This is a genomic window from Hafnia alvei (genome assembly GCF_034424155.1).
GTDB classification, from domain to species: Bacteria; Pseudomonadota; Gammaproteobacteria; order Enterobacterales; family Enterobacteriaceae; genus Hafnia; species Hafnia alvei.
In genome coordinates, this window is sequence record NZ_CP139992.1 from 2012280 (window position 1) to 2033170 (window position 20891).

20 protein-coding genes and 2 tRNA genes are annotated in these 20891 nt (G+C 50.2%); 14 read left to right on the forward strand and 8 right to left on the reverse strand.

Annotated elements, in window-relative coordinates; translation table 11 throughout:
- Positions 1-14: 14 nt before the first annotated feature.
- The 3 genes from dauA to U0008_RS09385 all read right to left on the reverse strand — a co-directional run bounded on the left by dauA (position 15) and on the right by U0008_RS09385 (position 3906).
- On the reverse strand, positions 15-1721 hold the full coding sequence (gene dauA, locus U0008_RS09375; RefSeq protein WP_043492965.1) for a C4-dicarboxylic acid transporter DauA: 1707 nt from the start codon (positions 1719-1721) through the stop codon (positions 15-17).
- A gap of 1159 nt (positions 1722-2880) precedes the next feature.
- On the reverse strand, positions 2881-3357 hold the full coding sequence (locus tag U0008_RS09380; RefSeq protein ID WP_025801859.1) for a heme-degrading domain-containing protein: 477 nt from the start codon (positions 3355-3357) through the stop codon (positions 2881-2883).
- A gap of 183 nt (positions 3358-3540) precedes the next feature.
- Positions 3541-3906 (reverse strand): HMA2 domain-containing protein, encoded by a 366-nt coding sequence (locus tag U0008_RS09385; RefSeq protein WP_043492966.1) that lies wholly within the window; start codon positions 3904-3906, stop codon positions 3541-3543.
- Positions 3907-4156: 250 nt separating this feature from the next.
- On the opposite strand from U0008_RS09385, the gene U0008_RS09390 reads away from it, so the two are divergent.
- From U0008_RS09390 to U0008_RS09410, 5 genes are read left to right on the forward strand one after another with little or no spacing between them, the layout of a single operon-like run.
- Positions 4157-4489: an HMA2 domain-containing protein gene (locus tag U0008_RS09390; protein WP_025801863.1), complete on the forward strand. Its 333-nt coding sequence runs from the start codon at positions 4157-4159 to the stop codon at positions 4487-4489.
- A gap of 11 nt (positions 4490-4500) precedes the next feature.
- The gene (locus U0008_RS09395; RefSeq protein ID WP_025801865.1) at positions 4501-5226 is read left to right on the forward strand and encodes a YtxH domain-containing protein; all 726 of its coding nucleotides are present in this window, start codon (positions 4501-4503) and stop codon (positions 5224-5226) included.
- Positions 5210-5524 (forward strand): magnetosome protein MamC family protein, encoded by a 315-nt coding sequence (locus tag U0008_RS09400; RefSeq protein ID WP_043492968.1) that lies wholly within the window; start codon positions 5210-5212, stop codon positions 5522-5524. The genes U0008_RS09395 and U0008_RS09400 overlap by 17 nt, the downstream gene beginning before the upstream one ends.
- Positions 5511-5849 (forward strand): YtxH domain-containing protein, encoded by a 339-nt coding sequence (locus U0008_RS09405; RefSeq protein ID WP_043492970.1) that lies wholly within the window; start codon positions 5511-5513, stop codon positions 5847-5849. Before U0008_RS09400 ends, U0008_RS09405 begins: the two co-directional genes overlap by 14 nt.
- Complete coding sequence (locus U0008_RS09410) at positions 5846-7930, forward strand: heavy metal translocating P-type ATPase (protein WP_227660094.1); 2085 nt, start codon at positions 5846-5848, stop codon at positions 7928-7930. The genes U0008_RS09405 and U0008_RS09410 overlap by 4 nt, the downstream gene beginning before the upstream one ends.
- Positions 7931-8044: 114 nt before the next feature.
- Here the strand turns inward: U0008_RS09410 and U0008_RS09415 are convergent.
- Positions 8045-8134: transfer RNA gene (locus U0008_RS09415), tRNA-Ser, on the reverse strand.
- Between the two features lie 235 nt (positions 8135-8369).
- On the opposite strand from U0008_RS09415, the gene U0008_RS09420 reads away from it, so the two are divergent.
- Positions 8370-8795 (forward strand): organic hydroperoxide resistance protein, encoded by a 426-nt coding sequence (locus U0008_RS09420; RefSeq protein WP_043495486.1) that lies wholly within the window; start codon positions 8370-8372, stop codon positions 8793-8795.
- Positions 8796-8877: 82 nt separating this feature from the next.
- Here the strand turns inward: U0008_RS09420 and U0008_RS09425 are convergent.
- A tRNA-Ser gene (locus U0008_RS09425) sits at positions 8878-8967 on the reverse strand.
- Positions 8968-9119: 152 nt separating this feature from the next.
- Positions 9120-10301, reverse strand: a complete 1182-nt coding sequence (locus tag U0008_RS09430) for an ABC transporter substrate-binding protein (protein ID WP_043492997.1) — start codon at positions 10299-10301, stop codon at positions 9120-9122.
- Positions 10302-10618: 317 nt separating this feature from the next.
- On the opposite strand from U0008_RS09430, the gene U0008_RS09435 reads away from it, so the two are divergent.
- The 4 genes from U0008_RS09435 (at position 10619) to U0008_RS09450 (ending at position 14597) form a co-directional block, all read left to right on the forward strand.
- The gene (locus U0008_RS09435) at positions 10619-12100 is read left to right on the forward strand and encodes a peptide MFS transporter (protein WP_043492991.1); all 1482 of its coding nucleotides are present in this window, start codon (positions 10619-10621) and stop codon (positions 12098-12100) included.
- A 51-nt stretch (positions 12101-12151) separates the two neighbouring features.
- Positions 12152-13093 carry a glyoxylate/hydroxypyruvate reductase GhrA gene (gene ghrA, locus U0008_RS09440; protein WP_043492992.1) on the forward strand — a complete coding sequence of 314 codons (942 nt, stop codon included), beginning with the start codon at positions 12152-12154 and terminating at the stop codon, positions 13091-13093.
- 104 nt (positions 13094-13197) lie between these two features.
- A complete protein-coding gene (locus U0008_RS09445) occupies positions 13198-13935 on the forward strand; it encodes a phosphatase (RefSeq protein ID WP_043492994.1) in 738 nt (245 codons plus the stop codon).
- 89 nt (positions 13936-14024) lie between these two features.
- Positions 14025-14597 (forward strand): TorD/DmsD family molecular chaperone, encoded by a 573-nt coding sequence (locus tag U0008_RS09450; RefSeq protein ID WP_043492996.1) that lies wholly within the window; start codon positions 14025-14027, stop codon positions 14595-14597.
- Positions 14598-14668: 71 nt separating this feature from the next.
- Here the strand turns inward: U0008_RS09450 and U0008_RS09455 are convergent, their stop codons facing one another.
- Positions 14669-15232: a lipoprotein gene (locus U0008_RS09455; RefSeq protein WP_025801885.1), complete on the reverse strand. Its 564-nt coding sequence runs from the start codon at positions 15230-15232 to the stop codon at positions 14669-14671.
- Between the two features lie 264 nt (positions 15233-15496).
- Positions 15497-16702: a multidrug efflux MFS transporter MdtH gene (gene mdtH / locus U0008_RS09460; protein ID WP_043493001.1), complete on the reverse strand. Its 1206-nt coding sequence runs from the start codon at positions 16700-16702 to the stop codon at positions 15497-15499.
- 294 nt (positions 16703-16996) lie between these two features.
- Here mdtH and rimJ point away from each other — a divergent pair, with 294 nt between their 5' ends.
- The 4 genes from rimJ to murJ all read left to right on the forward strand — a co-directional run bounded on the left by rimJ (position 16997) and on the right by murJ (position 20870).
- The gene (rimJ, locus tag U0008_RS09465) at positions 16997-17581 is read left to right on the forward strand and encodes a ribosomal protein S5-alanine N-acetyltransferase (protein ID WP_040045123.1); all 585 of its coding nucleotides are present in this window, start codon (positions 16997-16999) and stop codon (positions 17579-17581) included.
- A gap of 29 nt (positions 17582-17610) precedes the next feature.
- A complete protein-coding gene (locus U0008_RS09470; protein ID WP_043493002.1) occupies positions 17611-18267 on the forward strand; it encodes a DUF480 domain-containing protein in 657 nt (218 codons plus the stop codon).
- A gap of 10 nt (positions 18268-18277) precedes the next feature.
- Positions 18278-19189: a Gfo/Idh/MocA family protein gene (locus U0008_RS09475; RefSeq protein ID WP_043493004.1), complete on the forward strand. Its 912-nt coding sequence runs from the start codon at positions 18278-18280 to the stop codon at positions 19187-19189.
- A gap of 142 nt (positions 19190-19331) precedes the next feature.
- The gene (murJ, locus tag U0008_RS09480; protein WP_043493007.1) at positions 19332-20870 is read left to right on the forward strand and encodes a murein biosynthesis integral membrane protein MurJ; all 1539 of its coding nucleotides are present in this window, start codon (positions 19332-19334) and stop codon (positions 20868-20870) included.
- The last annotated feature ends 21 nt before the right edge of the window (positions 20871-20891 follow it).

A 20891-nucleotide genomic window follows, 5' to 3' on the forward strand; every position in this document is an offset into this window, starting at 1 on the left:
TAACAAACGCTGTACTAAGAAGCTGCGCTCTCGTTCAAATGCTTAACTGCATCTGGCAGGGTAGAGAAGAAGGCGAGTTTGCCTGAGATTGGCGCGATCCGAGCGCGAGCAAAGGTTTTCAGCGGTTGGAAAGGAATATCGGTGATAATCAACTGTTTCCCTTCTGGTAACGCCTCAACGAAGCGCTGGAATGCGTTCAACCCACCTGCATCAAGCACGGGAACCGCGTCCCACTGCATGACGATGGTATCGTAATCTTCACTTTGTACCAACAGCTCAGAAAAGATACGCTCGGCAGCCGCGAAGAATAGCGGCCCGCTAACGCGTAGCATCAGCGTTGACGTCTCGGCTGATTCACTCAGTACGCTTAAGCGCGTCATCCGTGCAATACGGCGCATAAACAGCAGCGATGCCAGCACAATCCCCACGGTGATAGCAATCACCATGTCGAATAGCACCGTCAATGACATACACATCAACATAACGATGATGTCGTCTTTGGGGGCGCGACGCAGCAGATAAACCACTTTATGCGCTTCGCTCATATTCCACGCCACCATCAACAGCAGTGAAGCCATTGCGGCCAGTGGCAGGAAGGAGAGCCACGGTGCGAGCACCAGCAGGGCGAGGATCACCAGCAACGAGTGAATAACGGCTGATATTGGTGAAGTTGCTCCCGCACGCACGTTAGCGGCTGAACGTGCAATCGCCGCCGTAGCGGTGATACCGCCAAAGAAAGGCGCAGCAATATTACCTAACCCTTGACCGATAAGCTCCCCATTAGAGTTGTGCTTTTTCCCGGTCATACCGTCAAGAACCACGGCGCACAGCAGAGATTCTATGGCACCCAACATCGCCATAGAGAAGGCCGCCGGCATCAACGCAGTCAGCGTGTTCCAGCTTAAATCAAGGGGCTGTCCATTTCCCGATGGCAGATTCCACGGCAACACAAACTGCGGCAGGATCGGCGGTATGCCTTGGCCTTGAGTACCATCGGCTAGCAGGTAGCTAAAGCGAGAGCCGATAGTGGCTACGTGGGTATCAAATAGCGCAAAAATACCCATGACAGCGGTGCCGGCCAGCAGTGCGGGTAAATGCCCCGGTAAACGCAGCCCTAAGCGAGGCCAGAGAATTAATACTGCCAGCGTGGTTGCGCCAATCAGCGTGTCGGCCCAGCTAATGGTGGGCAGCGCCTGCGCTAGCGCAGCGACCTTCATGAGATAGCTTTCTGGCACGTGTTCGAGGTGTAAACCGAAGAAATCCTTGATTTGCATGGTCCCAATGGTAATCGCAATACCAGAGGTAAAACCGAGAGTGACGGAAAGGGGAATATATTCAATCAGGCGGCCAAAACGAGCCAGTCCCATCAGCAGCAAAAACACCCCAGACATCAACGTCGCCAGTAACAGACCGGATAGACCAAACTGCTGTGACACCGGATAGAGAATCACAACGAAAGCCGCTGTTGGGCCTGAAACACTAAAACGTGAACCGCCGCTTAACGCGATCACGATACCTGCAACGGCTGAGGTATATAAACCGTACTGAGGCGGTACGCCGCTGCCGATGGCAAGGGCCATCGCCAAAGGAATAGCAATAATGCCGACGGTGATGCCGGCAATAATATCTTTAACAAAGCGCTGTGCGTTGTAAGGCTCACGCCAGCAGGCTTCTATTAGCGCGCTAAACGGCATCACGCCGTTAATTTTATGCGTTTTCATTATACGAATTGTTAGCTAGTGACCTAGCTCCCTAAGAGAGGTTCAACGACTACACCATTGGCATCTGGCCAAATGGACTCCCGCTGGTGACAAAATGGGCACAATTTTGGTACACCCCAAGCTTGCTTCATTGCGATAAATCCTATGATTCACACAAAAAAATCACTCAAGCGACGAATCGCTTTTTAGCCGGAAATAACGAATGAAACAGAATCTCAAAGAAGGGCACAATTTCTAACCACTGTTTTCATCAGACCTAGAACTAAGCGACTGAATCAACCACCATCGATGATAGTTTACACCCAGTTGGCAGAGGTTGCCTTGACTAAAGTCTATAACTCTCGCTCAAAGTCGAAAAAAATCTGGTTTATCAAGCTCAAAGAGTTAATCAAACTTGACGCCAAGATAGCGTACACTCTCTCTAAAAAGTGAGGGGGAAAGAATGAGTTATATTAGTAGTAATTAAGAGTGGAATAAAAATCCTATATTGACTCTTATGATAATATTTATTCTTATTAGAAGATAAATTCGCATGAATTCGACATTCGTTAAGTTATTTTTTCGCGTTTAAACATGACTTATCTACCAGCGTAACTATTTTTAGTTGATTATTACCACGCTTCTATTATCGACTATTAACCTTTAGATAAGTCTATACACAGCGTTATTAATAACGTGTTGCTAGGCCTAACTGTGAGTTTATCAATTGCCTTTTACTATTATTTTAAGCAATGGAGTTCGAGAGTGAACTATTCGTCATCAGCTAAGTTATTTGTTTTCATGGTTTTTTTGTTAATTGTACTAAGCGCATCCGCATTAACCTATCTGATGAATAATTAGCCAGCGTTTACGGGTGTTGGCATGTAAGCCTTCTTGAGATGAACAGCAGAGTACAATTTTTCAGTTAAATGACGCATGCTTATATTATAGATGAAGCGTTAATATATCGATGCGAATCCCTAATTGAGACACGGGTTATTAACGGCTAATTTGCAGAAAGTCGTTGTATCGGTAGTGGTATCGCTGGTGAATAACGTTATTTCTTTGTGATAGTTCCCGTTGTTTATTGCTAAGCCATTGCTCAATATTGATAGCATATTGCGTGACAGCAATGGCGAAGCGAGATGATGTCAATCTCTGCTTTTAGTCCGCATGACGGTTAACGAGCGGTTAACTTGAGAAAACGAGATATCACGGTTGTTACTATCTGGTGATCGTCGAGTTGCGGAGCACCAGAAACAGTGATGGTGCCTACACATCCGGTGTCTTTAATGATGAGCGGAAAGCAGCCGCCGTGCGCGGCATAGTCATTTAAACCTAAGCCATAGCGTTCTTCTAACGTGGAGTTGCGTTGCTGTAAGCGTAGGCCGATGGCATAAGAGCTTTTGTGAAAGCGATTGACCACATTGCGTTTTCTGCGGATCCATTCGGCGTTATCCGGCGATGTGCCACGCATCGCGTAATGAAACAGCGTGTGCCCAGCTAACTGAATATCGATACTGACGGCAACGCCGCGGCGCTCCGCTTCCGCTTTTAACTCAGAGCCAATTTCCCATGCGGTATCGGTATTAAATGAGGAAAACTGCAAGCTGGCTTCTTCTGCGGCAAGCAGGGCTAATTCGTCTTCAGTATTCATTGCGTGTTTTCCTTCATCTAAAAATGGCAGCATAACGTGTGGTATCGCACAGAGCTAGACCGGTTAGTTATAACTCAGTACGTTCAACGTTAATCCAGCAGCGGTGCTCATCAGAAATCTTATTCGCCAGATAGCAAAACGCCGTCTCTGCGGGCAGAAACGGCGTTTAAGAAAGAGTCTAAATTAGCGGGCGAGGGCGGTAACGGCGCTCACCAGTGGGCCACCCACGGTACGCTTTAAGGTCAGAATGGCGATACCTTTAACTAAAGAGACGGCGCTACGGCGGATGGTGCTATCGATGTAGTCTTTGTCTTTTTGCACAGACAACCAACCCATTCCCTCAATTTGAGCGAGCAGAGTGGCTGCTTTTACTTGCTTGGAGTCAAAACGAATCGCCACCGAGCCCGCGTAAAGGCGATGGGTGATCTCTTCAATTCCGTCTGTCGCTTGCAGTTGCTTGATCGCTTCTTTGATCTGCTTTGGATTGCGCTGAATAAAATCCGAACGTACACGAATGCGATTTTGAGTTTGGTGCAGGTAAGGTGACATGTGGACCTCATACATGATAACCGTAATGAGAATAATTTATATTAATGAAATCACTCTGTCTATCCCTTGCCGACTTTTTCCGCACTTTCCGATCGTATCAATTCTCACTTTCGGTCATTAATTGATGGACCGCAAACATAGCGCTAAAACCTTATTTTTAGTGTGAATACCTATAGCTTTATACGATAGATTAGCCCTAGACATCCAAAGTGCTTTGCACTTGAACACCAATGACGAACGGGATTTTTTCATGCAGTTAGAAGATTTAAGCGGGCTCATGACGCTACGTCGCTTTGTTGAGGTGGCTCACCATATTCCAGGGCGCATCCGTTTGCGCTTCACCAACCGCCTGATTTCAGGTCTGAGTAAGAACAAACTGTCTGCACTTGAAGAAATATGCCATCCAGAGGGCTATTTGCGTAGCTATTCATTGAACACTGCCACGGGAAGTCTGGTGCTGGAATACAGCGCCGCGCACATTTCACCCGCCACGCTCAATCAGCTTTTCGGCGATGACGATGCCCTCGCTCATCAGGCTCTTGAGCAGATTTACTCCACTCTTTCACATTCAGAAAGCAAATAAGGGATCACACTATGAGTAACGACAACAATAACCCAATGAATCAGGGTGCACCTTATTACCCACCGTTTGGCTACCCGTATTACCCGCCAATGCCTGAAATGCAACAACAGCCTGCTCAGCAGATGCCCCCACAGCCGCAACAGCCGCCGATGGGTTGGCCACAGCAGCCGGTTTGGTATCCGCACATGATGCCGGGATTCCCACCAATGGGTTACCCAATGCCGCAACAGCAGCCAATGATGCCACCGCAACAGGCGATGCCACATCCGCATCATCCACATCACCATCATCACGCTGCCGCACCGGGATTTGACTGGAGTTCACAGGCGCAGGGTATGGTTGAAGGCATGATGGGCGAACAAGCGGGTTTGCTGAAAAATATCATCAGCACCATTGGCGCTGATGATAAAGAATTCTGGAAAGGCGCGATGATCGGCGCGGCGGCCACGCTGCTGTTGACCAACGAAAGCGTACGCAACATGTTGATGCAAACCGTCGCTAACGCAGGCGATTTGCTGAAAACCGGCGGCGCAAAAGTGAAAGATGGTGTGATGAGCGGAGCAGAAACGATTAAAGAAACCGCAACCACCAGCAGCACGATTTTCCGCGACACGCTGAAAGCGGGTAAAGAAGGGTTCACTGAGTCCGTAGAACGTCATCGCCAGCCTGCGCCTGCTGCCGCTGCGATGGTCGAAGGGCAAGAGTCTGAAGGAAACCTGGATGAGCAACAATCGTGATGAATTAAGTTCCGTTAGCCGCGCGTTGATTGCTGGCGCCTTGGTGGGAACGACGACGTCCTGTATTGAACAGTGGCGTAGCTATCAAAACGGTGAGAAAAGCCTGAATCAAACGGCGGCAAAAGTGGTGAGCGATGCCACCAAAGCCGGGTTGGTTAGCGGTGCCGTGATGGCGGTTGCCAGCGCTACGGCAGGCCGCCCGCTTCTAACCATGTTGACCGTGATCAGTGCCGGTGCAGCCGGACTGTATCTGATGGGCGCAATGAAGAATAAGGAAAACGACAATGAATCAGCCTAACTATCCTTATGGTTATCCGTATTACTACTACAACAACAATGGGCAAGGCTACGTTAATCCACAGCAGATGCCTGAGCAGCCCGTTGCTCCTCAGCCTACGAACTATCGTCAGGCAAATGGGCGCACTCACTTGCTGACTGGCATGGTGGCAGGTGCCGCCATTGCGTATTTATTGACGAATCGTCAGGTTCAGCAGGGCATCACCACCACGGCGAGCAAAGCATGGGGAACCGTGCGAGGCGAAGTTGAGGAGCTTAAAGAGCGTCTGGCAGATTTACAGGCTGAGCTAGATTATTACCACAGTAAGGAACAGGACACCGAGTGAAAGCTATCTCTCCTGACATGATTGTTGTTGTACACCGTCTGCCAGGGCGTATACGCGTGCGCGTTCCTCAGCTACGCACCATGCCAGATTGTGCGGCATGGTTGAAGCGTCAGCTGCTTTCATTCCCCGGTGTGACGGGGACACGCCTGCGGCCTGAGGCACGTTCGGCTGTTATCACCTATGACGTGGCGGCGACCAGCGATGAACAGCTGTTAGCTAAGCTGCGCAGCCTTGATTGGGCGCAGCGTACCGAAGGCGAATACGAAACCGAATACTGTGGCGGTGATAACCTGCTTAACATCGGTGGGCTAGCGCTTTCTCAGCTCTTACCCAAAAAATGGGCGGCGCTGCCAACCTTATTGCTGACGTCATCGACGTTGAGCGAAGGGGCGCATCAGCTTGCCCAACGTAAGCTGAAAGTTGAAGTCTTAGACGCTCTGGCACTCGGATTGTCGATGGCGCGCGGCGATTATCGTACCGCGATGCTGACCCAATCGCTGCTGACGCTCGGCGAATATATGGAGCAAGAAACCAGTCGACATTCAGACGCGTTGCTGGCGAGCCTCATGCAGCCGCGTGAGCATCCTGTTTGGGTTGAACGTGATGGGCAGAGCGTTGAAATTCAATCAGAAGCCTTAGTGAACGGCGATGTGATGCTATTGGGGCCGGGTGATAATATTCCGGCCGATGGCACTGTGATTCGCGGCGTCGGGTTAATCAACCAAGCGTCGATGACCGGTGAGGGCGTTCCCGTTCGCCGTGAAGTCGGTGCGTGGATTTATGCCGGTACGCAGGTGCAAGATGGCAATATCGCCGTGCGTGCGGAGCGCGTGGGCGATGATTCTTCCACGGCCAATATCCGTCGCTTTATCACCGACTCGCTAAGCCAGCGCAGCGAGACGCAGAAGGTCACGCAGGAAATGGCCGATCGCCGCGTGGCGATCACCATGGGCGTGGGCGCTGCGGTATTTGCGATGACCCGTGACTGGCAACGTCTGGCTTCGGTATTCTTAGTCGATTACTCGTGTGCGTTAAAGCTCAGTACGCCAATCGCGTTCAAGTCGATCATGTATCGTGCGGCGCGCAACGGCCTGTTGTTGAAAGGCGGCCGTGCAATCGAGCAATTGGCCGCGGTCGATACCGTCGTCTTCGACAAAACCGGTACGCTCACCCATGGCGATATGCTGGTGACCGATGTGGTGAGCTTCGATCCTGAGCGCACGTGGGCTGAGCGGTTACTGGCCATTGCTGCTTCGGTTGAAGAGCACAGCAATCACCCATTGGCACGAGCGGTGGTAGCCGCGGCAGAGCATCACGAACTGCCGCACATTAACCACGGCGAAGTGGAATACGTGATTGCCCATGGCCTGTTGAGCGAGTTGGACGATCATCAAATGGTGATTGGTAGCCGTCACTTCCTCAGTTGTCACTATGATATCGATTTTGCTCCATATGCGGATGAAATTGCCGAGCTTGAACAACAAGGTCGTCATCTTCTGTTTATCGGTTTAGATAATCAGCTTGTGGGCATGATTGGTCTACAGGACAACGTGCGTGATGAGGCAGCTCAGGTGATTTCCCAACTGCGCGAGCATGGCATTAATAACGTTGTGTTGCTAACTGGCGATAAAGCGGAGAAAGCGGAGCAATTAGCCGCGGAGTTGGGCATTGATCGCTTCTATGCGCAGGCTACGCCAGAAAGTAAAGTTGAGGTTGTTCGTCAGTTACAAGAGCAGGGACACCGCGTCTTGTTCGTCGGCGACGGTATCAACGATGCTCCGGTGCTGACGCAGGCAAACGTGGGCTTAGCTATGAACCAGAGTACGGAGCTGGCTCAGCAGGCAGCAGACGCCGTGCTGTTGCAGGATCACCTGCACGGTATTGTGGCAGCGCGTGAGCTCTCTTTGGAAGCGATGAAGCTGGTCAACAGCAATATTCGTCTGACGGAGTGGGTGAACAGTTCCATTATGCTGGCTGCGGCGCTGGGCTGGTTAACGCCAACCGCCAGTGCGTTGCTGCATAACGGTACTACGCTGGGGGTGCTATTGCGCTCTTTGGCAGCCAAGAACGCCGGAAAGTAGGTGGCTAACGATTCTCGGCCTGCCGCAATAGTGTGAGGCCGAGAATCATACCCCAACTTAAATTTTGGATATAAAAAAGCCCCGAATTTTCATTCGGGGCTTTTTTATAGAATATGGCGGTGAGAGAGGGGTTCGAACCCTCGATACGCTTTCGCGTATACACACTTTCCAGGCGTGCTCCTTCAGCCACTCAGACACCTCACCGTTTTGTTGCCGTGCTATGCACTGCAACGGGGCGCTACTATAGGGATTCACCCCCTCAGGGTCAAGAATAATTTCAGCAAAAACGCGCGTCTGGCGAGGGAATAGCCAATCAGAGTGCTCTGACATCATCCTTGGCCGAGATGTACTACAGTTACCAGATGAAAGTTATCAAACAAAGTTTTCAAGCCAGTTCTCTCATAATCACAATTCTCTAATCAGCCAAAAGGAAAACGTTATGTCGATTGAAAAAGTTGTCTATCGTGCAAAAGCGAAAGCCACCGGCGGCCGAGATGGTCGTGCTACCTCATCTGACGGTGTGTTAGATGTGAAGTTGGGGGTACCAAAGGAAATGGGCGGCGCGGGTGGGGCGGTGACCAATCCTGAGCAACTCTTTGCCGCAGGATATTCGGCCTGTTTTCTCGGTGCGCTGAAATTTGTGGCCTCAAAAGAGAAGGTCAAAGTTCCCGCCGATGCACAGATTGAAGGCACCGTGGGGATAGGTGAAATTCCAGGAGGCTTTGGGATTGAGGTTCAATTGGATATCAGTTTGCCAGGTGTCGAACGCAGCGTGGCCGAAGATCTGGTGAAAAAAGCCCATCAGGTATGCCCATACTCCAACGCCACCCGCGGAAATATTGATGTGAAGCTGAACGTCCTTTAACTATTCAGTACGTCAGTACGAACGCATGAATGACAAAAAGCAAAAAGCCCTGAATTTTCATTCAGGGCTTTTTGTTAGAATATGGCGGTGAGAGAGGGGTTCGAACCCTCGATACGCTTTCGCGTATACACACTTTCCAGGCGTGCTCCTTCAGCCACTCAGACACCTCACCGTTTATCGCCACGTCGCCGTTGCGATGGGCGCTAATGTAGGGAAAACAGCGTGATGCGTCAACTTTATTTTTATCAAAACCAACTGTTTAGCTAAACAATCAGCAGATTGTTGTTTTCCTCAACGATAGCTGGCGTCTTTTACAACATTCCCTCAGTGTCCGTAGCGTTTTTGCCATTCAGCATCCAATGCCACTTGCCACGATGGATGAGGTTCTGCGATGGCGCTAAACAGCGGTTTCTGCTCGGTAAATAGCGCACGCTGAACCTGTGGTAAACGCTCAACGTCTAACACGCTAGGATCTCCCCATTGTTTGCTATCGGCCTTGCGCGCCTGTGCCTCCGGCGACATCAGGAAATTAATCACAACCTCCGCAGCGGGTTTAGCGCGTGCGTTGAAAGGGATCGCTAAGAAATGCACGTTGGTGAGTGCCCCCTGATTTAATGCGTAAGTTTGCGCATTGGGCGGCAGGCTACCGGCGGCAATGGCCGCTGGCGCAATACCAGGGTTAAACGTAATCGCCATATCAAGCTCATTATCGTTAAACATCTGGATCATCTGTGCATCGCTGGTGGGGAAGATTTTCCCTTGTCGCCATAGGAACGGATGCAGAGCGTCGAGATAAGCCCACAGCGGTGCCGTATCACGGGCAAACTTTTCTGGATCGACAGGTTTGTCTAGTGCAACGCCAGACGTTAATCCAATCAGCGCCGTTTTCAAGAAACTGGAACCGTGGAATTGAGGAGGGCGTGGATAGGTGATTCGCCCAGGATGAACTTTCGCATAATTAAGCAATGCGGAAAGATCGGCAGGAGGATTCGGTGTGGCTTTTACATCGTGGATAAAGACCAGTTGCCCGACGCCCCAAGGCGCTTCAAATCCGTCGGTTGGTACGGTGAAATCCTGCGTTACCGGTAGTTTTTTATCCACCCACTGCCAGTTGGGTAAAGCCTGTACGAATGGGCCATACAGTAACCCATTCTGTTTTAAAGCATTGAAATTTTCGCCGTTGACCCACACTAAATCAGCGCTACCATTTGCGGTATTACCCGCGGCTTTCTCTGCGCGAATGCGGTTGACCGTTTCGGCAATATCAGCCACTTTGACCTGTTTTAGCGTAATGCCGTAGCGGGTTTGTAGCTCACCTGTTGCCCAGTCGAGATAGCTATTCACCTGCGTGCTACCTCCCCAAGCGTTGAAATAAACCGTTTGACCTTTTGCCTGTTGCTGAGCTTGCGCCCATGCAGTAGTGGATCCAGTGGCATCAGCGTACACCGTAGGGGCAAGCAAACACAAACTGGTCAAAAGGGTAGGGAGTAGATTTCGCAGACGCATAATCAGCCTTATCAATAATGAAAACCAGATTGTAATGGCCTTTGTATATAAAAACATTAGCGCCAAGCCAGATACATGATGCTGGTGTAAGTTTTTAAAACCAGTAAACATGAATAGTTACGCCAATAAACTGGATAAATAATGACTAAACAGACGAAATAACAACATTAATTCTGGTGTTTTGGATATTTATCCCGCTAAATGAGAACGAGGCTTGAACAAAAGATAACGGAATAATAGCCAACAAGCCCGCCGAGTCTAGGCTCAGGTAACTCTCAGGAAGAGTGTGTACAACATCATTTAGCAAGGGGAAAGCGGTGAGCTCGACGACACCCATTCAACCATCTTCACACCGCAGCGCCATTCCGGCTGGCTCTGGTGCTCTATTCTTTATCCAAACCTTTTCAACGCTTGGTTTTGCCGTGCTTTATTCTACCTTGGTTCTTTATGCGACCAAGCGCTTAGGATTTAGCGAAAGCGATGCCAATGCCATGATGGGCGTATTTGGTGCGTTTAACTATGGTCTCCACCTGTTTGGTGGCTATCTCGGCGGCCGTTGTCTGAGCAACCGTAACCTCTTTATTTTAGGTATGGTATTGCAGGTGATCGGCTGTTACATGATTGCTGAGATGGGCGTATCTGGTCTGTATTGGGGATTGGCGATGTTCCTCACCGGCAGCGGATTAAACGTCACCTGCCTGAACATGATGCTGACTCAGCGCTTTGCGCCGGACGACGATCGCCGTGAGGGCGCATTCCTGTGGAACTATGCGGGCATGAACCTTGGCTTTTTTGCCGGTTTTGCCGTCGCCGGTTATTTCCAACTCAGTGAAAACTATCGTGCACTGTTCTTATTTGCCACTATCGGCAATGCGGTTGCCATTCTGGTGACGCTGTCGCGCTGGCAAATTTTGGCGGACATCAACACGCCGCTGAAGCAGGCATCGCGTAAATCGTTCTATTTGCGCATGCTTGCGGGCTTAGTGGTGTTGGTGGCATTGGTGCCGATTATTCGTGTGCTACTGACCCACGCCGATTTCAGCAGCTATTTTGTGGTGGTGCTCGGCATACTGATTTTCATCATGCTGTGCATTATGACGCTGCGTCATCGTGAAGCCGACGAACGCCGCCGCATGGTTGCCTATCTGATTTTAGCCGCGGGCTCTCTGGTGTTTTGGTCACTGTATCAGCTGGCACCTATGGGGCTGATGCTGTTCTCTGAACATAATATCGATCTGAATGTTTATGGGCTGCGCGTGGCACCTCAGTGGATTCAGAACATCAATACCGTCGTGATTGTCGTCGGCGGGCCGCTGATGGCGCTACTGTTTAAACGCCTGCGTGAACGTGGCTTAAACATTGATATACCTTTGCAATTTTGTGCCTCACTGTTTTGCATGGGATTAGGTATGCTGGTTCTGCCACTGGGGATCCAACTTGCAGGCGGTGATGGTTTAGTCGCATTCAAATGGATAGCGTTGAGCTATGTGCTGCAAAGCTTTGGTGAACTGATGATTTCTCCGATTGGTTACGCGATGATCGGCAAACTGGCACCGGCACGCCATCAAGGTTTGATGATGGGCTGCTGGATGATGGTAACCGGCGTGGCCTCCGTGCTGGCCGGATATGTTTCGGGGCTGATGCCGCAAAATAGCGGTAGTACGCCGTTGGAAACTAACCCAGGCTATAGCAGCGTATTCAATGCGCTAGGCTGGGGTTCTGTCGCTACGGGCGTAGTGTTGGTGTTGTTAATCCCGCTGCTGCGTCGATTAATTGCCCAACAGCGTCAGGCTAGCTAATACTGCAACGAGCGAACAATACGATTAAGACAGAAAAACTGGAGGCACGAAGTGGATATCATTTACTACCATCCGTTTTTTAATGCGCAGATTTGGCTGGATGGTATGCGGAAACGTTTACCGGAAGCGAATATTCGCCAGTGGCAGCCTGGGGATGATAAGCCCGCAGACTACGCGCTGGTTTGGCAACCGCCGTTTGAGATGCTGGCTAAGCGCCAAGATCTACGCGGTGTATTTGCGCTGGGCGCGGGCGTTGACGCGATTTTAGCTCAGGAAAGGGCAAATCCCGGAACATTGCCGAAAGGTGTTCCGCTGGTGCGTTTAGAAGACACAGGAATGGCTTTGCAGATGGAAGAGTATGCCGCTGCTGCTGCGCTGCGCTATTTCCGTCGCTTCGATGAGTATGACCTACAGCAGCGTCAGGGCGTATGGCAGTATCTGGCACCGCATGACGCCTCTCAGTTTGTGGTGGGTGTTTTGGGAGCGGGAGTTCTGGGCGGAAAAGTGGCGGAGCGGTTGGCTTCATTTGGCCTACAGGTTCGCTGCTGGAGCCGCACGGAAAAGCATTATAGCGACGTTCAGAGTTTCTTCGGTCAAGATCAGTTTGCGTCGTTCCTGCAAGGGACTCAGTTGCTGATAAACCTGCTACCGAATACGCCAGAAACCGTGGGTATTCTCGACCAGTCTCTGTTTGCGCAGCTCAATGCGGGTGCCTATATCATCAACTTGGCGCGCGGTGCGCACATGAAAGAGGATGATTTGCTGGCGGCGCTGGAATCTGGACAGGTTGCTGCGGCAACGCTCGACGTGTTCGCCAAAGAACCTTTGGCGACCGATCATCCTTTCTGGAAACACCCTCGCGTGACGATTACACCACACATCGCCGCTATCACGCTGCCAGAGGTCGCGATGGATTATGTCGCACAGAACATCTTGGCGATTGAGGCGGGGAAAACGCCGGAAGGTGTAGTAAACATGGATTTAGGTTATTGATGCTTTAGAAAATATTCATTGCTGTATGAATACGTTCTATTTGCTAACCTTATAGGGACACGCCTGCTGGTGCCAAAACCAGCGGGCCTTAGACAGGAGAAGCCATGTATCCCGTAGATTTGCATATGCACACCGTGGCAAGTACCCACGCCTACAGCACCCTTCATGACTATATCGCCCAAGCAAAAAAGTGTGGCATCAAACTTTTCGCCATTACCGATCACGGCCCTGACATGGCCGATGCGCCGCATTATTGGCATTTTATGAACATGCGTGTGTGGCCACGTATTGTGGATGGCGTGGCTATTTTACGCGGCATCGAATCCAATATTAAGAATACGCAGGGCGAAATTGACTGCACGGGGCGAATGTTAGACGAGATGGATCTGATTATTGCGGGATTTCACGAGCCGGTTTTTGCACCGCGCGACCGCGATAGCCATACTGAGGCCATGATCGCCACGATGGCCAATGGCGATGCAGACATTATTAGTCATCCGGGTAATCCGAAATTTCCAATCGATATTCGCGCGGTGGCTGAAGCAGCTGCGCGTTATAATGTGGCGCTAGAGCTGAATAACTCATCATTTACACATTCTCGAATTGGCAGTGAAGCAAACTGCCGCGCCATTGCGGAAGCGGTGCGTGATGCCGGCGGTTACCTGTCGCTAGGGTCAGATTCACATGTCGCATTTTCGCTGGGAAGTTTTGATCACTGTATCCGAATCATGAATGAGGTAAACTTCCCGCAGGATCGGGTGCTCAATGTAACGCCGCGCCGTCTGCTCGATTTTCTGGTTGAACGAGGGAAGAAAGCCATCCCCGAACTGGCTGATTGGTAATCAACTAGCGATTTGCTTGAAGTGACAATGTCACATTTTAAGCCGTTTTTGTAGGCCACATTTTCAGGCCATATATTTCAGGATTAAAGATGAACGATTTTTCTATCATCTGCCGTTTGCTGGGAAGCCTGTTTTCCCGTCAGCCGCAGGATGCTGTACTGACCCCTGTATTTGATCTGATGGCGCAAGGTAAACTGCAACAGTTTTGGCCAATTGAGCAAGACGGCCTACTGACCCGTTTGCAAACCGCCGCTAAAGATCGTGCCGCGTTAAGCGTTGATTATAACGCCATGTTTGGCGGTGCCGACGCGTCAGTCGATATTCATCGTAGCGATTATCAAGAGAATGCGACCGAGCAGGAAGTTCGCGATTTCTTAACCCAGCGTGGAATGCCTTTAGGCGACCAGCCTGCTGATGCCTTTGGGCAGTTGCTGCTGGCCGCATCATGGTTGGAAGATCAGTCGGCCGAAGACGAAGTTCAGGCGCAAATCGCGCTGTTTGATGAGTATTTACTGCCGTGGTGTGGGAAGTTCTTGGGCAAAGTCGAAGCGCATGCAACCACGGCGTTTTATCGCACGCTGGCTGAATTGACGCGTGAAGCACTTCAGGCTATGTGGGATGAACTTTCTGAAGGCGAAGACTCTGCCGAAGACGCAGAATAAATGCTTCAATCTGATAAATAAAAAGCCGGTGTTCATAATTGAACACCGGCTTTTTATTATGGGAGAGAGCATTAGTCAGTGAAAGGAATAATGATTTCGCCCGGTTTAACTTCGATACCTTTAGCCAGTTTTTTCGCCAAGGCTTCTTTTTCGCTCTTATTCGGATCTAACGTATAAACGGCTTTTTCGTTGAAATAGGTTTTCAACGATTGGTTCAAATACGGAACCACCGCTTTCATCACGCCAGACATTTTTTCAGGTTTGACCGTGTAATCGGTTAATTCCATATCCCGCAGGAAAATGGCACCTTGCTCGCTGTTATAAACCGGCTGAGCCTGTAGCGTGATTTGCAGATCGCTGGTTTGTGGGCCGAGAATGGAGCTGATATTGACTTTGGCATGACCCGTTAGGGTAACTTTATTGGGATCAGTACGCCCAATTTGGCTGTTTAGTTGGTCGACGGTAATGTCGGCGTCAACTAATCCAGAGATACCAATTTGTTTCTGGAAATTATTATACTTTTGCAGATATTGGTTCATATCCTGCTCAGTAATGGTGTATTGGGTCAGTTTATTACAGGCTGCTAATACCAGCCCCGCAGCAACGATCCCTGCTATATAAATCGCCTTCTTCATATCATCTGACCTCTAAATACAGAATAAATAAGTGTGCTAATTAACATGCTGATGTTATCGACCTGATTGTGTCATAGATCTGCCAGAGAAAAAAATAACGTATGTTTCATCCTGTTAATACACATTTATGACAGGACGAGAGGCCTCTTTTTTCATAGATATTAAGGCAAAGTGTGCGAATGAATTTAGAGGGAACGCCCTGCGTTCTGAATCAGATAATGACGAAAATTCAGAACGCAGTAAGTAAGATTAAGATGATGTGCTTTAGTTTCCGCCCAGCACGGCAGGAGCGATGCTGCGTTGATTGAACTGCCAGTACAGGAGAATCAGCGTGAGCACGCCGACCACGCCGAGTAAAAACCAGGGCAGTTCAGGCGTTCCGAGCGCTTGACCGGTGTCATACATCCAGCCGCCGCCGGTATAGCCAATAGCGCCACCCAGCGCTAAGCCTAAACGGCTAAAGCCCATATAGCTGCCGCGCGCACGCGGGTCAGCCAGCGAGGCACTTAACGTTTCACGTGCGGGTTCGGCAATAATGGAGCCAAAATAGAAGCAGCAAATTAAAATAAACAGCGTGCGAAGTTCCGTTGCGAGACCCACAGGGAACAGGCTGATGGTCATAATCAATAATCCAAACATCAGCCGTGTTTCGAGGCGGAAATGTTTTTCGCTCCAGCGAGCAATTGGGTAGAGCAGCGTTAGAGACAGCGTGGCTTCTATGGCGTACATCCATTTGACCGCCTTTGGCGTGCCGGCAATTTCGTTAACTATAATGGGCAGCATTAGCATCACCTGCACGGCAAGCATGTAGTAACCCGTCAGCGTCAGCACATAGAGCAGAAAACGGCGATCGCGAATGACGCGCATCATGCCTTCTTTGATCGGCGCACGAACTGTCGAAATTCGATAGGCGGGTAATAGCCACGCATTACAGGCCGCCGCTAGCACAAAAATGGCCGCACCCACCCAGCAGACATAGTGAAAGTCGTACTGAAGCAGCCAGCTACCGATCAGCGCGCCCACCACGGCACCGGCGCTGTCTTGCATCATCAACAATGAATAAAAGCGGCTACGCTCATGCGGGCGGGTCAGTTTAATCACCAGCGCGGTACGCGGCGGATCAAACAGCGTTCCACCCAGCGCAGAGAGCGCGCAGGAGAGCCACAGAATCCAAGGTTCGCTGGCAACCGCCATCGAGGCGAAACCCGCTGCACGCAACAACATGCCAATCACGATCATCGGTTTTGCACCAAAGCGGTCAGCGATGGCACCCCCAAAAATCCCTAATCCTTGCTGGACTAATTGTCGTAATCCCAGTGCCGCTCCCACGACCACCGCTGCCCAACCAAGTTGGTCGACGAAGCGAATTGAAATAAGAGGGAAAACGACAAAGAAACCGAGTACAACCAGTAAATTGTCTAACAATAAAAAGTACTTACCCAAGCTCCTAGCTTGCGACACCAGCGACATGTTTCACCATCAGCGAGAAAATAAAAAAGGAGGGATTGACTCGTTCATTTTCTACCCATTTTCAGCGTGGGTATAGGTTTGATTAATAATATTTTTCTGCAAATAGTCGACCTCATAATACTTTTCATTATGAGCAGTGAGAAATTAACCGTTAACTGGATTACAGAAATAGAAGAAAAAGGCCTTAACAGCAGCTAAGTGCGCAATATTGCTACAGCTAAGGTATTACCCGCCATACAAAGAGCGGTTATAGTGATAAGTAATAAAATGTTTGCATGTGGGGCTGGAGAATTGATGTTTGGCTATCACAATAGCGGGCCAAAAGTCCGTTTAACCACCGACCGTCTAGTGGTGCGTTTGGTTCATGACCGCGATGCCTATCGCTTGGCCGACTATTACGCAGAAAACCGCGAATTCCTAAAACCGTGGGAACCTGTACGCGATGAAAGTCATTGTTATCCTTCGGGCTGGCAGGCGCGATTAGGGCTTATCAATGAGCTGCAGAAACAGGGCAGCGCCTACTATTTTCTGTTGCTTGATCCCGATGAGAATGAAGTTCGAGGCGTGGCTAATTTTAGTAACGTGCTGCGCGGCTCTTTCCATGCCTGCTATCTCGGCTATTCACTCGGTGAGAAATGGCAGGGGCAAGGGTTGATGTATGAAGGTGCGCAAGCGGCAATTCGTTATATGTTTCGTCAGCAGCGGCTGCATCGAATTATGGCTAACTATATGCCGCATAACCAACGCAGTGGGGATTTGCTCAAACGTATGGGCTTTGAGAAAGAGGGCTATGCCAAAGATTATCTGCTGATTAACGGTAAATGGCAGGATCACGTTTTGACAGCGCTGGTTAATCGAGAATGGACTGCGCCGCGCTAACTGTTTGCGTTCACAAGGATCTAAGACCAATGAAAAACCCATTATCTGCACTGGAAGCTCGCGTGATTGGCTGCTTTCTTGAAAAACAGGTCACCACGCCCGATCAATATCCACTTTCGCTCAATGGCTTAACTACCGCCTGCAATCAGAAAACCAACCGTGAACCGGTGATGGATCTCAGCGAGTCAGACGTCCAGTCCACGTTGGATTTATTGATGAAGAAGCATCAGGTGCGCTCGTTAAGCATTCCGGGCAGTCGCGTGATGAAATATGAACACAGGTTCTGTAACTCAGAGTTCGGCAACCTGAAATTCTCAGATGCTGAAGTCGCGGTGGTGTGCTGCCTGTTACTTCGTGGGCCACAAACCCCCGGCGAGCTGCGCACGCGAACCAACCGTATGCATGAGTTTAGCGATGTAACGCAGGTTGAGCAGGTGTTGAATGAGTTAGCATCGCGTGAAGATGGCCCTTTTGTGGTTCGTCTAGAACGTGAAGCGGGTAAACGTGAAAGTCGCTATGCGCATCTCTTTAGCGGTGAGGTTGAAAACGTTGCGACCTCGCCTATTGAAAGTACCTACAGTGCGCCGGTTGATAGTGGATTAGCCGAGCGTGTCGAAGCGCTTGAAGCCGAAGTGGCAGAGTTAAAAGAGCGCGTACAAAGTTTGCTGGATCACCTTGCTGACTAAGAGAACAAGAATGACGAAATTACGTATTGGCGTTGTTGGCTTAGGTGGTATCGCGCAAAAAGCCTATTTGCCTATTTTGAGCCAGGCAGAGCGCTGGCAGCTGGTCGGTGGTTTTTCTCCCACGCTGGCTAAGGCGCAGGGGGTATGTGATAGCTACCGAATGACGGCATTTTCTCGGCTAGATGAACTGGCCGAACAGTGCGATGCGCTGTTTGTGCACAGCAGCACCAATACGCATTTCGACGTCGTGCGCGAGCTTTTGCAGCGCGGCAAACATGTTTATGTTGATAAACCGTTGGCGGAAACGCTCGATCAGGCCGAGCAGTTAATTGCGCTGGCTGAACAGAAAAATTGTCGTTTGATGGTAGGGTTTAATCGCCGGTTTGCGCCGCGCTACGTGCAGATTAAACAGCAGGCTAGCGACGTAGCCGCAATTCGCATGGATAAACATCGACATCAAAATATTGGCCCTAAAGATGTGCGTTTCACCTTGCTGGATGACTATCTGCACGTGGTGGATACCGCACTATGGATGAGCGGTAAAAACTTAACGTTAAAGTCGGGAACTTTGCATACCAACGACGTGGGGCAAATGATTTATGCCGAGCATCATTTTAGCGCAGGGCAGATTCAGGTCACTACCTCTATGCACCGCGCGGCGGGCTCGCAACGTGAAGTGATGCAAGTTGTCAGCGGCGGGGTGATTTATGATGCGCAGGATCTTAGGAGCTTGCATATCGAACGCGACACAGTTTTGAGTGAATTGCCAATATCTGGCTGGCAATCAACCTTGGAACAACGAGGATTTGTTGGCGCAGTAAATCATTTCATCGACTGCGTTGAGAACCAAACGGCGCCAATAACCTCAGGCGAGCAGGCGATTGCCGCTCAGCGAATTATTGAAGGCTTACTTTCACAGTAGGCATATTGGCACACATTTTGTCCCTATCATCTTGGTTTGTAACATCTCTAACTAGATCTTCCGTGTGAGATAAGTAGACTAGTGCTCCTAAATTGCCCTTGCTGCATTCAGCAAGGGTCGCAACCGTTGAAAAAACTAACTCATGAATTTATTAAAATCACTGGCGGCGGTCAGTTCGATGACCATGTTTTCGCGCGTGTTGGGATTTGCGCGAGATGCGCTTGTGGCGCGTATTTTTGGTGCGGGAATGGCGACGGATGCCTTTTTTGTCGCATTTAAACTGCCGAATTTGTTAAGGCGTATCTTTGCCGAAGGCGCATTTTCTCAGGCATTTGTGCCTATTTTAGCGGAATACAAAAGCCAGCAGGGTGAAGAGGCAACGCGGACTTTTGTTGCCTACGTCAGCGGTATGCTTACGCTGGTGCTGGCGGTGGTGACCGTGCTGGGTATGCTCGCTGCGCCGTGGGTGATTTATGTGACCGCGCCGGGCTTTGTCGATTCGCCGGATAAGTTTGCGCTGACTTCGTCGCTTTTGCGCATCACGTTCCCCTATATCTTACTGATCTCTTTGGCCTCTTTAGCGGGCGCAATACTGAATACGTGGAATCGATTCTCGGTGCCGGCTTTTGCTCCGACCTTTTTAAACGTCAGTATGATCGGCTTTTCTCTGTTTGCGGCTCCGTATTTCCATCCGCCGGTGATGGCACTGGCGTGGGCGGTCACCGTGGGTGGCGTATTGCAGTTGGCTTACCAACTGCCACACTTGAAAAAAATCGGGATGTTAGTCCTGCCGCGTTTGAACCTGCATGATGCTGGCGTTTGGCGCGTGATGAAGCTGATGGGACCCGCCATTATTGGTGTTTCCGTGAGCCAGATTTCACTGATCATCAACACCATCTTCGCGTCATTCTTGGTGTCGGGCTCGGTTTCTTGGATGTACTACGCTGACCGTTTAATGGAGTTTCCATCTGGTGTTTTGGGCGTGGCATTGGGCACGATTTTGCTGCCGTCATTAGCGAAAAGCGTATCTAGCGGACGGCATGAAGAGTATTCCCGGCTGATGGATTGGGGGCTGCGTCTGTGCTTTGTGTTGGCGCTGCCGAGCTCAATTGCCTTGGGGATTTTATCTAAACCGCTGATTGCGTCGTTGTTCCAATATGGTCAATTCACCGCATTTGATACCGAGATGACGCAGCGAGCGCTGATTGCCTATTCAGTGGGTTTGATGGGACTTATTCTGGTGAAAGTGTTGGCACCCGGGTTTTACTCCCGCCAGAACATTAAAACACCGGTGAAAATTGCTATCGCTACCCTGATTCTGACTCAGTTGATGAACTTGGCTTTTATTGGGCCATTGAAACACGCAGGGCTTTCTCTTTCTATTGGGCTTGCGGCCTGCCTCAACGCCAGTTTGTTGTATTGGCAATTGCGGAAGCAAAAAATGTATACCCCTCAGCCGGGCTGGATTCTCTTCTTGGTTAAGCTGGTGGTCGCGGTTGCTATCATGACCGTGGTGCTCATCGGCATGATGTGGTTTATGCCCGCGTGGGACTCAGGCAATATGCTGATGCGTTTATTACGCTTGATGGCGGTGGTGGTGGTGGGCGCGGGCTCCTATTTTGCAGCATTGGGGCTGCTTGGGTTCCGCGTACGAGACTTTACGCGCAACGTTGTGGTGTGATGATTTTTGTTAGGCAATAAA

Coding starts and splice junctions, on each gene's coding strand:
- dauA (WP_043492965.1), bottom strand. CDS start 1,721: ATGAAAACGCATAAAATTAACGGCGTGATGCCGTTTAGCGCGCTAATA.
- U0008_RS09380 (WP_025801859.1), bottom strand. CDS start 3,357: ATGAATACTGAAGACGAATTAGCCCTGCTTGCCGCAGAAGAAGCCAGC.
- U0008_RS09385 (WP_043492966.1), bottom strand. CDS start 3,906: ATGTCACCTTACCTGCACCAAACTCAAAATCGCATTCGTGTACGTTCG.
- U0008_RS09390 (WP_025801863.1), top strand. CDS start 4,157: ATGCAGTTAGAAGATTTAAGCGGGCTCATGACGCTACGTCGCTTTGTT.
- U0008_RS09395 (WP_025801865.1), top strand. CDS start 4,501: ATGAGTAACGACAACAATAACCCAATGAATCAGGGTGCACCTTATTAC.
- U0008_RS09400 (WP_043492968.1), top strand. CDS start 5,210: ATGAGCAACAATCGTGATGAATTAAGTTCCGTTAGCCGCGCGTTGATT.
- U0008_RS09405 (WP_043492970.1), top strand. CDS start 5,511: ATGAATCAGCCTAACTATCCTTATGGTTATCCGTATTACTACTACAAC.
- U0008_RS09420 (WP_043495486.1), top strand. CDS start 8,370: ATGTCGATTGAAAAAGTTGTCTATCGTGCAAAAGCGAAAGCCACCGGC.
- U0008_RS09430 (WP_043492997.1), bottom strand. CDS start 10,301: ATGCGTCTGCGAAATCTACTCCCTACCCTTTTGACCAGTTTGTGTTTG.
- U0008_RS09445 (WP_043492994.1), top strand. CDS start 13,198: ATGTATCCCGTAGATTTGCATATGCACACCGTGGCAAGTACCCACGCC.
- U0008_RS09450 (WP_043492996.1), top strand. CDS start 14,025: ATGAACGATTTTTCTATCATCTGCCGTTTGCTGGGAAGCCTGTTTTCC.
- U0008_RS09455 (WP_025801885.1), bottom strand. CDS start 15,232: ATGAAGAAGGCGATTTATATAGCAGGGATCGTTGCTGCGGGGCTGGTA.
- mdtH (WP_043493001.1), bottom strand. CDS start 16,702: ATGTCGCTGGTGTCGCAAGCTAGGAGCTTGGGTAAGTACTTTTTATTG.
- rimJ (WP_040045123.1), top strand. CDS start 16,997: ATGTTTGGCTATCACAATAGCGGGCCAAAAGTCCGTTTAACCACCGAC.
- U0008_RS09470 (WP_043493002.1), top strand. CDS start 17,611: ATGAAAAACCCATTATCTGCACTGGAAGCTCGCGTGATTGGCTGCTTT.
- U0008_RS09475 (WP_043493004.1), top strand. CDS start 18,278: ATGACGAAATTACGTATTGGCGTTGTTGGCTTAGGTGGTATCGCGCAA.
- murJ (WP_043493007.1), top strand. CDS start 19,332: ATGAATTTATTAAAATCACTGGCGGCGGTCAGTTCGATGACCATGTTT.